A 12,763-nucleotide genomic window follows, 5' to 3' on the forward strand; every position below is an offset into this window, starting at 1 on the left:
TACCTCTCACATAAATCCTAGGATTCAGAAATTGGAAAATGACTAATAAAAGATGTCTTTTCCTCATTTGATGTTACGGCAATTGTACCACCATGTAATTGCACCATACTTTGGGCAATGGCCAACCCTAAACCAGTTCCACCAGTTTTTTTAGAACGAGAATCTTCTACTCGATAGAAACGATCAAAAACATGTTTCAAAGAATCCTCAGGAATAGGTTTACCGTTATTAGCAACTGTCACAACGACCTCTGTTTCCTTCTTTTCGGCCGTTAGCCAAATATGAGTTGCACCTTTTCCATATTTTAAAGCATTCATAATTAAATTATTAAAAACGCGACCTAATTTCTCAGTATCACCCTCCATAATAATTTTTTCTGGTTTTGAATTAACAAGGATTTCCATACCTCGCTTATTAGCTTCCAATTCAAAATCAGCCGACAACTGATCTAGCATCTGAGCCATATCAAATCGTGTCATACTTAAACGACTTGTAGCATGTTGAACATTGGCATATTCAAATAATGAATTAACCAAATTTTGCATTTCTAAAGACTTTTTATATGCAATGTGTGTATATTTAAGAATTTGTCCTAAGTCATTGTAGTTTTTACTCTCAATCAAACCTAAGTAACCAATAACTGATGTCAAAGGCGTTCTAATATCATGACTAACATTGCTTATTAATTCATCCTTGCTCTCTTCAGACTGTCGCTGTTCTTCAGCTCTTCGATCCATATTAGATATCAACAAATTAAAACTGATAATAATACTCTGCAAACTAGAATTCACTTTGATTTTTACGGGTTTGGTTAAATTATCTGTTGCTGTTTTATGAAGGACTAGCTTAATCTGATTCAATTCCATCTGATGATAAGTACTTATAACGATAAGATACGTTAAGAATAGATTCAAAAGAAGGATTAACCCTATTATCCAAATTCTATCAGACATGATTATTTGAAAATTGACTTGTAAATTGCTTAAAAAATCATTTTTACCAATACTACTGATTAATACCACATTTATTACCTGAAATAAAAGAAAGGTGCCTATTCCCTCAAAAAGGAGGACACCTTTTTCTTTTACATTCAGTTTGATTCTTTTACCCAAAATCAAACCTCCACTTTGTAGCCGACGCCCCAAACAGTTTCAATCACCTTTTCACCGTTAGTTGCTTCTTCTAGCTTATCTCTCAAATGACTCACATGAACCATGACAGTCTTAGCTGAGACGACACTTTCCTGTTTCCAAACACGTTCAAAAATTTCATCTGCAGAGAAAACTCGATTGGGATGGCTAGCCAATAAATAAAGCACCCCAAACTCTAGCGCAGTTAACTGTACTTTTTGGCCTGAATCGGTAACGACCTCATGAGAATCTTTATAGATTGTAATAGGACCTACTTCGAGTTTATCAGGAACATTTTTTGATGTTTGTTGTGTACTACGACGAAGCAGTGAACGAATCCGAGCCATAATCTCTAATGGATTAAATGGTTTTGTAACGTAATCATCCGCACCGGTAATAAGACCTTGTATCTTATCCATATCAGTTGTTTTGGCCGAAACTATAATAATTGGTATTTGAGAATTTTTACGTACTCGTTTAACGACCTCAATTCCATCAATACCAGGCATCATAATATCTAAAACCATTAACGCTATATCGCTATGAGCGGACAATTGGTCTAGAGCCTCTTGCCCCGAATTGGCCGTAATTGGCTCATAACCTTCATTTTTAATATAGATACTAAGTAGTTCTACAATTTCTTTGTCATCGTCTACTACTAAGATTTTCATTTAATAAACCTCTCAAGCGTACATATATTTACAAGTCTACAACTAGTTAGTATTATACAATAAGAAGTCACTAGATTACTAATTAGACAACGAAAGTGAGTTTTTATGGAATATTTAAAAAAGCGAATGAAATTTTTATTGATAATTATTTTCTCTGTAGCCATAATTTTATTCGTCCAATATGAACTAAATTACGACAAAAATCTAGATCTCAAAAAAGTCGGCATCTATATGACCATCTTACAAATTGCTTGTAGCGGTTATGGATTGTACGGCTTAATTCAATTTTTCAGGGTGAAATAATATGGATGTCTTAACAGAATATCTCAACCGCCTTTCCTCATCTGAAGACAAAGAATTGGCTATCGCTATGAATCAGATTATTTCAGATGCTTTGCCTGATGCTGAAATCAGAATATCTTATGGATTGCTTGGCTACTACCAACCTAAACAAGTCTGTTTCTTCGGCATCAATAAACAACACATTGGTTTTTATCCCACCGATAAACCAATTGAACATTTTAAGGATGAAATAAAAACTTATCTTAGTGGAAAAACTACCCTAAAATTTCCGAAGGATATGGACAAAGTTCCTACTAAGTTAATTCAAAGAATTGCCGTTTGGAATTTGGAAAATTAATATTCCGATATCTTAATAAGATTGTTTACTGTACACAAAGAAGATTTGAAAGATTTCCGATTAAAATAAAAACTCCTAGTAATCATATTTTGATTACTAGGAGTTTTTATTTTAATATTCGAAAATTGGATATCTAAAAGAATGAACGATCATGAATGCCCATTGTACGACGGAATATAAAACGAACACCATACGCAACAACTGCAGCAATAAAGTAACCAATAGCATTAAGTGCTGGATTAATTGTTGCTGGAACAACCGTCATAGCAGCCAAGAAGACGAACATAAAGGCTAAACCAACTACCATGTAGCCGATTGTAATACCCCAACCTGGTCTTTCTGACTTAGGTAATTTCATCTTGGTATTGAACCAATTCAATAATGCACCCCACATTGCAGAAAGTACGATCAATGTGATGATACCAGTTTGACTGTTTGGATCTTGCTTCTTACTTGTTAAGGCAACTATTCCATAAAGTACACCAAACAATGCGAAGAATAGTAATGATGTGTCAATCCATGAAGCCCAGAACGGAGTTTTCTTGACCTTTTTAGCTGGATGAACAATATCCTTAGCCTTTTGAGTTACTGGTCCATAAAGTTGATTGGCAGGAATACCTTTATATTGATTGTCAATCATCTCAGGAAGCAAACCATCAATGGCCTCTTTTGCTTCCTCCTCTTTGAAACCATTTTCTGTCAAATACTTATTTAACTTAAAAACATACTCAGCATTTTTATTACTCAATTTCTTACGTAGATCATTAGCATCTGTGCTATAGATCTCACTCTTTAATTCTTCTTTTTTCTCATTCTTAGCTGAATTAACTTTTTGTTGCTCAGCAGCTTGCTTATTCTTCTCTCTTAAATCCTCTGACATTTTAGTCCCCCTGGTTAGACGTTGAATCGGAATTCAATAATATCGCCATCTTGAACTTCGTAATCTTTACCTTCAACACGTAATTTACCGGCTTCTTTGACGGCTTTCTCGCTACCTAAAGTATCCAAATCACTAAAGGCTGTTACTTCGGCACGAATGAATCCACGTTCGAAATCAGAATGAATAATTCCGGCAACTTGTGGTGCTTTCATTCCTTCATTGAATGTCCATGCACGTGTTTCTTTACCACCGGCAGTGAAGAAGGTTCTAAGACCTAACAATTTGTAACTTGCCTTGATCAATTTATCTAGACCTGATTCAGTTACACCTTCGGCTTCAAGGAATTCTTTTCTTTCGTCATCATCTAATTCAGCAATTTCCTCTTCAGTTTTAGCTGAAACACCAATAACTTGAGCATTTTCTTTTTTAGCATAATCTTCAATTAATTTATAATACTTAGAAGCTTCTGGATCAGCCATATCATCTTCAGCAATATTAGCAACATACAAAACTGGTTTTGAGGTTAATAGGAACAATCCTTTAACAATCTTTTGTTCTTCTTCATCAAAATCAATTGATCTAACTGCTCCGCCCTCTTCAAGTACTGGTTTGATCTTTTCAAGCACCTTAAATTCAGCTTGAGCTTCCTTATCTTTAGCACTCTTAGCAGCTTTTTCGACACGTGTATAACGCTTATTGATACTATCAAGATCAGCTAAGCCTAATTCTAAGTTAATTGTTTCAATATCATCCAATGGGTCAACTTTACCTGTCACACTGGTAATATCATCATCATCGAAGGCACGGACAACATGAACAATGGCATCTACTTGGCGAATGTTCTCCAAGAACTTATTACCAAGTCCCTCACCTTTACTAGCACCTTTAACGATACCAGCGATATCTGTAAATTCAAAAGTTGTATGAATAACTTTTTTGGCAGGAATCAGTGCATCAATTCTTGCTAGACGTGCATCAGGGACCTCAACCATTCCGACATTAGGATCGATTGTCGCAAAAGGATAGTTGGCCATTTCTGCACCAGCCTTTGTAATAGCATTAAATAAAGTTGACTTACCAACATTTGGTAGTCCGACAATTCCGGCAGTTAGAGCCATTATTTATTCCTCATTTCTTTTAATAAAATTTGGTGGCATTAATTGAGATTTTTTCAAATAATGTTCTTCATTTTCAGTTTTTACCTGGTTAGCTTGAGTTAAGACTTTTTTGAATTTTTTTGTAAATTCTGCGCGTGGAATCATAACAATATGTCCGCAGCCAAGGCACTTAACCTTAATATCCGCACCTAAACGAATAACTTCCCAGCGATTTTCCCCACAAGCGTGAGGTTTTTTCATTGTGATAATATCTCCAAGTTTAAACATACAATTCCTCTAATCTAAATGGATTCCTAATATGTCTAAAATACGATTTAGATCATCCGTATTTGTGAAATCAATTTCAAGTTTTCCATGACCACTTCGAGTTTCTTTAACTGAAACCGGAGTATCAAATCTTTCAACTAATCTTTCTTCAGTGGCTCTGATGAATGGTGACTTTTGAGCAACTTTCTTTTTCTTCTTACTATCATGCTTTGACTCAGTAGCCAACTGTTCCAATTGACGAACCGTTAAATCCTCATTAACAGCTCGTTTAGCAAGTTTATCAATCTGATCTTTGTCTTTCAAACTCAAGAGTGTCCTAGCTTGTCCCATTGATAGCTCACCATTTTGAACTAACTTCTTAGTTGCATCTGGTAAATTCAATAATCTTAAATAATTAGCAATATAGGGACGACTTTTGCCTAAACGTTTTGAAACTTGTTCTTGAGTTAAATTCAATTTGGTAATCAGAGTTTGATATGCGTCTGCTTCCTCTAATGGTGTTAAATCTTCACGTTGAAGGTTTTCCAAAACTGCAATTTCCATCATACCCGATTCACTTAATGGACGAACAATTGCTGGAATTGTTGTCTTTTTAGCAATTTTACTTGCTCTAAAACGTCTCTCACCAGCAATGATTTCAAAACCATTAACACTTTCACGAACAATAATCGGTTGAAAGACCCCATTTTGTTCAATCGAATTAGCCAATTCATTCAGAGCATGCTCATCGAAGGTTTTTCTAGGTTGATATGGATTAGGACGAATGTCGTCGATAGATAAATCAACGACTGTTTCACTATTTTCATCAATAGCTTCAAATTCAGAGAAGATTGCGTCAATTCCTCTTCCTAAGCCCTTTTTATTTTTGCTTGATGCCATTACGCTTTAACACCTCCTTAGCAAGATCACGATAAGCTTCAGCTCCTCTGGATTTGTCATCGAAGTCAACAATTGGCATTCCATAACTTGGAGCCTCAGCCAAACGTGTATTTCTGGGAACAATTGATTTGTAGACTGAATCACCAAAATATGATTTAACCTCGTCTACTACCTGTGCACCTAAGTTGGTTCTCGCATCTAACATGGTAATCAAAACACCCTCAATAGCTAAATTAGTATTGAAATGCTTTTGAACTAGACGGATCGTGTTGAGTAATTGGCTTAACCCTTCCAAAGCATAATATTCACTTTGAACAGGAATAATGATCGAATCACTAGCCGTAAAGGCATTTGTTGAAAGTTGTCCTAATGAAGGAGGACAGTCGATCAAAACAATATCATAATCATTATCAATTTCCTCAAGACCTGCACGTAATCGAGTTTCACGTGCCATCATAGTAGTTAATTCCATCTCTGCACCCGCTAATTGAATCGTTGCTGGAACAATATCGAGATTCTTATGTTTAGTATGAATAATCGTCTTCTTTAATGGATACTCATTGACTAAAACATCATAGACATCTTTTTCTACGTTAGCTTTTTTGATGCCCAAACCACTAGTTGCATTCCCTTGGGGATCAGTATCCACGATCAATACTTTTTGACCAAGGTCAGTTAAACATGCTCCCAAATTGATGGTAGTAGTAGTTTTTCCTACACCACCTTTTTGATTCGCAACAGCTATTTTTCGTGCCATTTTATTCCCCTATCTCTAAAAATTGTTAACACAATTTCACAAAATATTTATCTATGGTAATCACTTCTTGGCGCTTTTGCCATAACTATATAATCTTATCATTTTTATAATATTATTTAATGCTTAGTGATTATTTCACGAGTGGTTTTTTAGCAGGCGTACCTGGTTTTCGAGGATACTTCTTTGGTGTCTTAGTAATTTTACTTACAAAAATAAAATTACGGATTCCTGCATCATTTGGAAGTTCGACTGACTCTTGTCTCTTGATCTCTCCACCTAAGGTTTTAATTGCATATTCTGCAGTTTTCATCTCTTCTGGAGCTTTTTCAGACTTCATCGCTACAAATTGCCCGCCAATTTTGACTAGTGGTAAACAAAACTCTGTCAAAACATTCATAGCCGCAACGGCTCTAGCAGTAACAACATCAAATGATTCACGGAATTGTGGATTCTTACCAACCTCTTCGGCACGCCCATGAACTAAACTGACATTTTCTAAATTTAATTTCTCAACTAGACTATCTAAAAATTTAATGCGCTTATTTAAAGAATCAACAATCGTAATTTTCAATTTGGGATTGATTATTTTTAAAGGCAAGGAAGGAAACCCTGCCCCTGATCCAACATCACACAAAGTTAGCTCTTCATGTAACAAATTTTCATCAACAAATCCCAACACAATTGAATCATAAAAATGTTTTAAATAAACCTGATCTTCTTCAATAATTGATGTTAAATTCATAACCTTGTTAGTTTCAACTAGCTCCTTAAAATAAGTAGCAAATTGATTTTTTTGTATCTCACTTAGTTCAATGCCTCGTTTAGCTAGGGCTTCAAAAAATTCTTCCGGTTTCATAGCATACCTCCACTCGTGAAACACATGTTTCACACTCTTTTATCCTATATTATTGATGCACTTAATTCAATGCCAACTTAGGTAAGTCTTTTCATTTTATTGTTGCATTTGCAACAATAAAGTTTTATTATTATCACCAATAATTACTTATTTGGAGGTTCAAAATGATTACTGTCAAAAAAACTAATGAACTCAGTCCTAAAGAATTAATTACTATTTTAAAAGCTCGAGTTGACGTCTTTGTTGTTGAACAAAATTGTCCATATCAAGAAGTCGATGACTCTGATTACGATGATCTGCATGTCTGCTTAATCGAAAATAATGAATTAAAAGCCTATACCAGAATTATTGATAAAAGCGATCATATAACCTTTGGGCGTGTTCTTGTTGTTGAAAAATATCGTAAAGATGGATTAGGCAAAAAGATCGTCGCCAGCACAATTAATGAAATAAAACAAAGATTTCCTGATCAACCTATTCAAATCCAAGCTCAAGCATATTTACAGAAATTCTATGCCAGCTTTGGTTTTAAGGCTATTTCCGATGTGTACTTAGAAGATAATATTCCTCATTTGGATATGTTGATGACTTTTTAGAAAGAAGATAATATTGATGAATTTAAATATTTTGCCTATTAATATTGAAGAGATAACCTATTCTAACTTACCAAAGTTACAAAAATTAAGTATTAATACTTTCAATGATTCTTTTCGCAGTGAAAATGGCAGTTTTACAGATTACACTGAAAATAATTATAATTATGGACAACTAGCCGTTGAAATGATGAACTCCAACTCTCATTTCTATTTCATTTATTTTAATCATAGATTAGCCGGATACTTAAAATTAAGCTTAAATTCCGCTCAATCAAAAGATATGGGGCCTGACGCTCTGGAAATTGACAGAATTTATCTAAGAAAAAATTTTGAATATATGGACCTAGAAAACAAATTAATCAACTTTGCTTTTGAACAAGCACAAAAATATCATAAGCATCTTATTTGGAGCAGTGTTTGGGAACATGATGAATCAATCATTTACTCATATAATAAATTTGGTTTTAAAGTTTTTGATCATCAATCATTTATCCTTGGCGATAAAGAACAAAAAGATTTACTTATGAAAACTACTATATAAATAAAAAAGACACTCAATCAAATTAATGATCGAGTGCACAGTGCCCCTGCCAAGGAACTATATTTTAACACATATCATCGCAGCCATCTGGTAAGCAATCACATTTAACATGCTCAGGGGCTGTTTTTAATTTCTTATCTAAAGTAACTTGTAATTTTTTAATATCTTTTTGACTTATCTCCAACGAATCAATCAGCTCATTTAAAACCAAACCAGTTTTATGAGCACAAAAATCGTTAAAGAGACCATTAGCATATTTATCCATCGTATCTTGTTCTGATACTGTTGCTGAATAAATATAACGACCATTTTCTTTTACACGACTAAGAAATTCTTTTTTTGTCAACCTAGTAATTAAAGTTTTAATAGTAGAATCTGACCAGGTTTGTTTCTTTTGCATAAGATTAATGATCTCTGAACTTGTTACACGGTTTAGCGTCCAAACAATTCTCATAATTTGCCATTCAGCTGAAGAAATTTCAACTTTTTTCTGTTCTTTTTTTCCCGCAGTATCCATCAAAAACTTCCTCTCTTACTGACAAATATTATATAACATTACCTAACAATTTTGGCATTACTTTTTTCATCGAAGACCTCAATACAGTAATCTTTTTTACCACAATTAGGACAAACCAACTTACGTGTTTTGGGGCTATGTCCGCTAAAGAATGCTGCCCAAAATTTTGGTTTAAACTCGTAGTTACAGTTAGGACAGACATAGTTGACCCTGTTGAAATAGAATTTCACTACCATCATGGCAGTAACAATAGCTACAAACATCGCAAAGACGAAGGGAATCCACTGTCCTTTAGCAATGCCCCAGACTAAGCTACCAATCTCGACTGCATCCATCAGTAACCCATAAACAAGCATTTTTACATGTACTTTTCTCAAAGCTTTTTTGTTATTCATGATTTTATCTATGTCATCAATTGTTTGTATAGAAATATTATTTACTTCTGGTAAATTATGCTTAACATTCTCAATCATTTTGATCTGATCCTTAGAAGCTTTCACTTTTAATTGGGCTATCTTTAATTGCTGATCCAATAATAAGTCTAATACTTTGGACGAATTCCTGCTGTTTAAGATTTCATTGATCGATTTTAAAGTTAAACCTAAGTTTTTTAATAGAATTATGAGTTTCAAACGTCCAAGATCTTCTTCTGTGTAAATTCTTTTACCGTTCTCAAAGATATGACTTGGTTTTAAAATAGCTTTCTTATCATAGAATTGGATTGTTCTAATTGAGACGTTAGTCAATCTTGCTAATTCACCAGTTGTATATTCTGACATAGATCTCACCTCCTTGATTTAATTTATAGTTTATTACCTTAGGTAGCCTGCAAGAATTATTTATTCATAACGCCGTTATGATTACTGATTTCAGCTACAGATTGCATAATTTGCTTATTTAATTGATATAAAAATAAAAATGTCATAGAATACTTAAATACGACAAATTTCATGTTAGGGGGAACTGCATACGAAGTATAGTTTTTTTGTTCAACCACAAATAGATAAAAGCGATGACTCAATTTTCGGCTATGAGGTGTTATTACGTAAAGAAGACAAAGGGACTTGGCATTTACCACAAGACTTTACGGAACTTTCAATTGCAGATCAAGTTGAGTTGGTTGAAAAAACTGCATCGACTATTAAAAAACATCCTGGAAACAAAAAGGTTTTATCATTTAATTTAAATCAGGAACAAGCTAAAGATCCATTAACTCTTGGGGAAATTATCGCACTAAAAAAACGTATTCATCCTGTTTCGTTGATAATTGAGTTAACTGAATTTATGCCTTTAGATCAAATTAAAGAATACAGTTTATTATTACATCAATATGGTATTCCATTGGTCCTTGATGATGTTGGGACGGGTTCTAATACGTATGACAATATCAAAAACTCATTACCATATGTAGATAAAATAAAGTTTGCTATGCAAAACCTTCGTATGGATGGTAATGCTGACAAAATACCAGAATATTTATCATTCTGGGTAAAACAGGCTGAAAGATACTGTTTAGATATGGTTCTAGAAGGTGTCGAAGATTATAGAGATCAAATCTTGGCCAAAAATTTTGGTATTGATATTCAACAAGGATATCTTTACGGCAAACCTTCAATGATATAAAAAGCTTACACTGTAAACCCAATGGTCTACTATGTAAGCTTTTTCTTATGCCAATGAATCCCAAGCTGGAAGCATAACTGGTTTCTTTTCATACTCAGCTTTTTCTGCGTCAGTTAAATATTTTTTATTGATTACTAAATCATAAACGTAATCCTCGAACCACTTTTGGTCCATGACAAAGTATCCTTTAACTCCAACATCCTCACCCCAAGAATTCTCTACCTTCCAGCGGTTTGGTTGACCTTGAACCAAATTTACACCGGTAATAGTCATTGCATGTGAAAGTTCAGCTTGCTTATAATCTAATCTAAGACCCTTAGTCATTTTTGAATCGATTCCAAATAACTTATCATATTGATAAAGGTCGCTCATCAAATAGCCATTTTTACGATCAGAATCTTCTAAAACATCATTTCCGAACCAAATAGGATTGTTTCCCCTTAATTGTTCAATTGCTAACTCTTGCAAACGTTCAATCGGTAGGTTAAGGAATTTTTGTGTATCTCCGCCTACCATGTTCTCAGCAGTTTCAATTGCATAAACTTGATGGTATTCTTTGCTCTTTTGAGGAGCATTAGTCACATCTGCATAATCAGAAACATCCAAATCAAAATAACGATTTAAAAACTCTTTTGGTGTAATATTTTCTTCTGCAATCAATTTGTCATCATCATTACGTAAGGACAACTCAAAATCAGTGGGTGGAACACCGAATGAGTAAACACAAAGCTTATAAACTTCACTAAGCATCGACTCGACACGTTGATCAATTTCTTCATCGGATGCTTTACTATTCACCATGCCCCTCAATTCAATACCATTTTTGCGAAGCATTTTTCCCAAAATATCATTGAACTCCGTTGTATTATCAGAAACCGCTGTTTCAGGCATGACATAGTTAGGAACGACCCCATATTTCTTGATCAAATTAGCGGCAAATTGCCAATATCCACCATCTCCATTTGGGGAAGAAAACAATGAATTGACCTTTCGATCTTCAATCGGTAATTGAGCAGTTTCGATAATTTCCTGGTAAAAATAATTAGTCTTTTCTAAACGATCCCAAAATGATAAATAGTTTTGGGACAACTCAAAATCTTTGAAATTATTCTTTACCGCAAAGTCATTTCTCAAAGTATTCAAAGCTGAAAACAACCAACAACGACCTGAATGCTTTTGATTAGAGACTTTCCCAGTATCTACTTCAATATTAAAAGATGGATTCAATACCGTTTTCGCCTCTGGATTTTCGGTCGCATTAAAAACTCCAACTTGTGCTACAGCATTTTTAAGAACATTATTAGTTACGTCTTGATTTAAGTTCTCACGAAAATCTGCTAAAATCTCTTTATTGATTTCTTTTGTCAATACAATCACCTCGTTATTTAACTATATTACAATATTTTTAATTATATTGGAGAAAAATTATGTCCGAATTGATAAAAATTGCTTATTTATACGAAGATCTCATGAATACTTATGGAGATAGCGGCGATGTCAAAATCCTTAGTTTTCTTTTAAAAGAAAAGGGTTATGACACTAAAGTCGATAATATCAGCTTGGATATGGAGTTTAATGCTTTCGACTATGACTTCCTATTCTTTGGTGGTGGTCAGGATTTTGAACAATCAGTTGTTGCAACAGATATAAAAAGACACCGTCAAACTATTCAAGATTACATAGAAGCTGATAAACCAATGTTATGCATCTGTGGAGGCTATCAATTTCTTGGTAAGTATTACGAAACAAGTGGTGGACAAACTATCCAATGTCTAGATATCTTGCCTCTACATACCGTCTTTAAAGCTGATAGTCGAATGATCGGCGATACTGAATACAAAACTGAATGGGGTACAGTTAAAGCTTTCGAAAATCACAGTGGTAGAACATACTTCGATGATAAAAGTAAACTAAAACCATTTGGAACAATGATCGAAGGTTATGGAAACAATCCTGACGAAAAGCAAGAAGGTATGCGTTACAAGAACGTTATAGGTAGTTATTCTCATGGTCCTATTTTGAAAAACGAAAATATTGCTCGTGCAATTGCTGATAAAATCATTATTGCTCACAAAGAACGTGTTTCTTCGAATATCAAATAAAATTCAATCCTTTTAAAGGGCTATATTTATTAGGAATAGTTATCTTCTGAAACAAAAATAATAACTCAAAAAAGCGCTGACTTAGTAACTATTTAACAGTTACTAAGTCAGCGCTTTTTTATACGGAAAATTATGTCTTTTTTAAATATCTTATTGAATAGCCGCCACTTGACGAACCATTGCTAA

At 34.0% G+C, this 12,763-nt stretch carries 16 protein-coding genes; 5 read left to right on the forward strand and 11 right to left on the reverse strand.

Features of this window, described 5'->3' with window-relative positions; genetic code table 11:
• Positions 1 to 17: 17 nt before the first annotated feature.
• Both CBP76_RS00830 and CBP76_RS00835 read right to left on the reverse strand, forming a co-directional pair.
• Positions 18 to 1,112 carry a sensor histidine kinase gene (locus tag CBP76_RS00830; protein WP_102195033.1) on the reverse strand — a complete coding sequence of 365 codons (1,095 nt, stop codon included), beginning with the start codon at positions 1,110 to 1,112 and terminating at the stop codon, positions 18 to 20.
• Positions 1,113 to 1,114: 2 nt separating this feature from the next.
• Positions 1,115 to 1,801: a response regulator transcription factor gene (locus CBP76_RS00835; protein ID WP_102195034.1), complete on the reverse strand. Its 687-nt coding sequence runs from the start codon at positions 1,799 to 1,801 to the stop codon at positions 1,115 to 1,117.
• Between the two features lie 304 nt (positions 1,802 to 2,105).
• Between CBP76_RS00835 and CBP76_RS00840 the strand changes: the two genes are divergently transcribed.
• On the forward strand, positions 2,106 to 2,441 hold the full coding sequence (locus CBP76_RS00840) for an iron chaperone (RefSeq protein WP_102195035.1): 336 nt from the start codon (positions 2,106 to 2,108) through the stop codon (positions 2,439 to 2,441).
• 133 nt (positions 2,442 to 2,574) lie between these two features.
• On the opposite strand, the gene CBP76_RS00845 is transcribed toward CBP76_RS00840, so the two are convergent.
• The 6 genes from CBP76_RS00845 to rsmG form a co-directional block, all read right to left on the reverse strand.
• Positions 2,575 to 3,321, reverse strand: coding sequence for a DUF1129 domain-containing protein (locus CBP76_RS00845; RefSeq protein WP_102195036.1), 747 nt, complete (start codon positions 3,319 to 3,321; stop codon positions 2,575 to 2,577).
• Positions 3,322 to 3,335: 14 nt separating this feature from the next.
• On the reverse strand, positions 3,336 to 4,439 hold the full coding sequence (gene ychF, locus CBP76_RS00850; protein ID WP_102195037.1) for a redox-regulated ATPase YchF: 1,104 nt from the start codon (positions 4,437 to 4,439) through the stop codon (positions 3,336 to 3,338).
• 3 nt (positions 4,440 to 4,442) lie between these two features.
• Positions 4,443 to 4,706, reverse strand: a complete 264-nt coding sequence (locus tag CBP76_RS00855; protein ID WP_102195038.1) for a DUF951 domain-containing protein — start codon at positions 4,704 to 4,706, stop codon at positions 4,443 to 4,445.
• Between the two features lie 9 nt (positions 4,707 to 4,715).
• Entirely contained in the window at positions 4,716 to 5,585 is an 870-nt protein-coding gene (locus CBP76_RS00860) for a ParB/RepB/Spo0J family partition protein (RefSeq protein ID WP_102195039.1), read from the reverse strand.
• Entirely contained in the window at positions 5,566 to 6,342 is a 777-nt protein-coding gene (locus CBP76_RS00865; RefSeq protein WP_102195040.1) for a ParA family protein, read from the reverse strand. The genes CBP76_RS00860 and CBP76_RS00865 overlap by 20 nt, the downstream gene beginning before the upstream one ends.
• Before the next feature lie 130 nt (positions 6,343 to 6,472).
• Positions 6,473 to 7,198, reverse strand: coding sequence for a 16S rRNA (guanine(527)-N(7))-methyltransferase RsmG (gene rsmG, locus CBP76_RS00870; protein WP_102195041.1), 726 nt, complete (start codon positions 7,196 to 7,198; stop codon positions 6,473 to 6,475).
• 164 nt (positions 7,199 to 7,362) lie between these two features.
• Here rsmG and CBP76_RS00875 point away from each other — a divergent pair, with 164 nt between their 5' ends.
• A complete protein-coding gene (locus CBP76_RS00875) occupies positions 7,363 to 7,794 on the forward strand; it encodes a GNAT family N-acetyltransferase (protein WP_102195042.1) in 432 nt (143 codons plus the stop codon).
• A 16-nt stretch (positions 7,795 to 7,810) separates the two neighbouring features.
• On the forward strand, positions 7,811 to 8,335 hold the full coding sequence (locus tag CBP76_RS00880) for a GNAT family N-acetyltransferase (RefSeq protein WP_102195043.1): 525 nt from the start codon (positions 7,811 to 7,813) through the stop codon (positions 8,333 to 8,335).
• Positions 8,336 to 8,399: 64 nt separating this feature from the next.
• On the opposite strand, the gene CBP76_RS00885 is transcribed toward CBP76_RS00880, so the two are convergent.
• Positions 8,400 to 8,852, reverse strand: coding sequence for a CopY/TcrY family copper transport repressor (locus CBP76_RS00885; RefSeq protein ID WP_102195044.1), 453 nt, complete (start codon positions 8,850 to 8,852; stop codon positions 8,400 to 8,402).
• 38 nt (positions 8,853 to 8,890) lie between these two features.
• Positions 8,891 to 9,631: a MerR family transcriptional regulator gene (locus CBP76_RS00890; RefSeq protein ID WP_102195045.1), complete on the reverse strand. Its 741-nt coding sequence runs from the start codon at positions 9,629 to 9,631 to the stop codon at positions 8,891 to 8,893.
• Between the two features lie 184 nt (positions 9,632 to 9,815).
• Between CBP76_RS00890 and CBP76_RS00895 the strand changes: the two genes are divergently transcribed.
• Positions 9,816 to 10,475, forward strand: a complete 660-nt coding sequence (locus tag CBP76_RS00895) for an EAL domain-containing protein (RefSeq protein WP_102195046.1) — start codon at positions 9,816 to 9,818, stop codon at positions 10,473 to 10,475.
• A gap of 45 nt (positions 10,476 to 10,520) precedes the next feature.
• On the opposite strand, the gene CBP76_RS00900 is transcribed toward CBP76_RS00895, so the two are convergent.
• Positions 10,521 to 11,843: a C1 family peptidase gene (locus CBP76_RS00900; protein ID WP_102195047.1), complete on the reverse strand. Its 1,323-nt coding sequence runs from the start codon at positions 11,841 to 11,843 to the stop codon at positions 10,521 to 10,523.
• A gap of 59 nt (positions 11,844 to 11,902) precedes the next feature.
• Between CBP76_RS00900 and CBP76_RS00905 the strand changes: the two genes are divergently transcribed.
• Positions 11,903 to 12,577 (forward strand): type 1 glutamine amidotransferase, encoded by a 675-nt coding sequence (locus CBP76_RS00905; RefSeq protein WP_425430292.1) that lies wholly within the window; start codon positions 11,903 to 11,905, stop codon positions 12,575 to 12,577.
• The last annotated feature ends 186 nt before the right edge of the window (positions 12,578 to 12,763 follow it).

Source organism: Companilactobacillus nuruki (genome assembly GCF_002872255.1).
GTDB lineage: Bacteria > Bacillota > Bacilli > Lactobacillales > Lactobacillaceae > Companilactobacillus > Companilactobacillus nuruki.

What these genes read in the sequence shown, in the direction of transcription:
- CBP76_RS00885 (WP_102195044.1), bottom strand. Translation starts at nt 8,852, where the DNA reads ATGGATACTGCGGGAAAAAAAGAACAGAAAAAAGTTGAAATTTCTTCA.
- CBP76_RS00865 (WP_102195040.1), bottom strand. Translation starts at nt 6,342, where the DNA reads ATGGCACGAAAAATAGCTGTTGCGAATCAAAAAGGTGGTGTAGGAAAA.
- CBP76_RS00905 (WP_425430292.1), top strand. Translation starts at nt 11,903, where the DNA reads ATGTCCGAATTGATAAAAATTGCTTATTTATACGAAGATCTCATGAAT.
- CBP76_RS00875 (WP_102195042.1), top strand. Translation starts at nt 7,363, where the DNA reads ATGATTACTGTCAAAAAAACTAATGAACTCAGTCCTAAAGAATTAATT.
- CBP76_RS00880 (WP_102195043.1), top strand. Translation starts at nt 7,811, where the DNA reads ATGAATTTAAATATTTTGCCTATTAATATTGAAGAGATAACCTATTCT.
- ychF (WP_102195037.1), bottom strand. Translation starts at nt 4,439, where the DNA reads ATGGCTCTAACTGCCGGAATTGTCGGACTACCAAATGTTGGTAAGTCA.
- CBP76_RS00840 (WP_102195035.1), top strand. Translation starts at nt 2,106, where the DNA reads ATGGATGTCTTAACAGAATATCTCAACCGCCTTTCCTCATCTGAAGAC.
- CBP76_RS00860 (WP_102195039.1), bottom strand. Translation starts at nt 5,585, where the DNA reads ATGGCATCAAGCAAAAATAAAAAGGGCTTAGGAAGAGGAATTGACGCA.
- CBP76_RS00890 (WP_102195045.1), bottom strand. Translation starts at nt 9,631, where the DNA reads ATGTCAGAATATACAACTGGTGAATTAGCAAGATTGACTAACGTCTCA.
- CBP76_RS00845 (WP_102195036.1), bottom strand. Translation starts at nt 3,321, where the DNA reads ATGTCAGAGGATTTAAGAGAGAAGAATAAGCAAGCTGCTGAGCAACAA.
- CBP76_RS00835 (WP_102195034.1), bottom strand. Translation starts at nt 1,801, where the DNA reads ATGAAAATCTTAGTAGTAGACGATGACAAAGAAATTGTAGAACTACTT.
- rsmG (WP_102195041.1), bottom strand. Translation starts at nt 7,198, where the DNA reads ATGAAACCGGAAGAATTTTTTGAAGCCCTAGCTAAACGAGGCATTGAA.
- CBP76_RS00855 (WP_102195038.1), bottom strand. Translation starts at nt 4,706, where the DNA reads ATGTTTAAACTTGGAGATATTATCACAATGAAAAAACCTCACGCTTGT.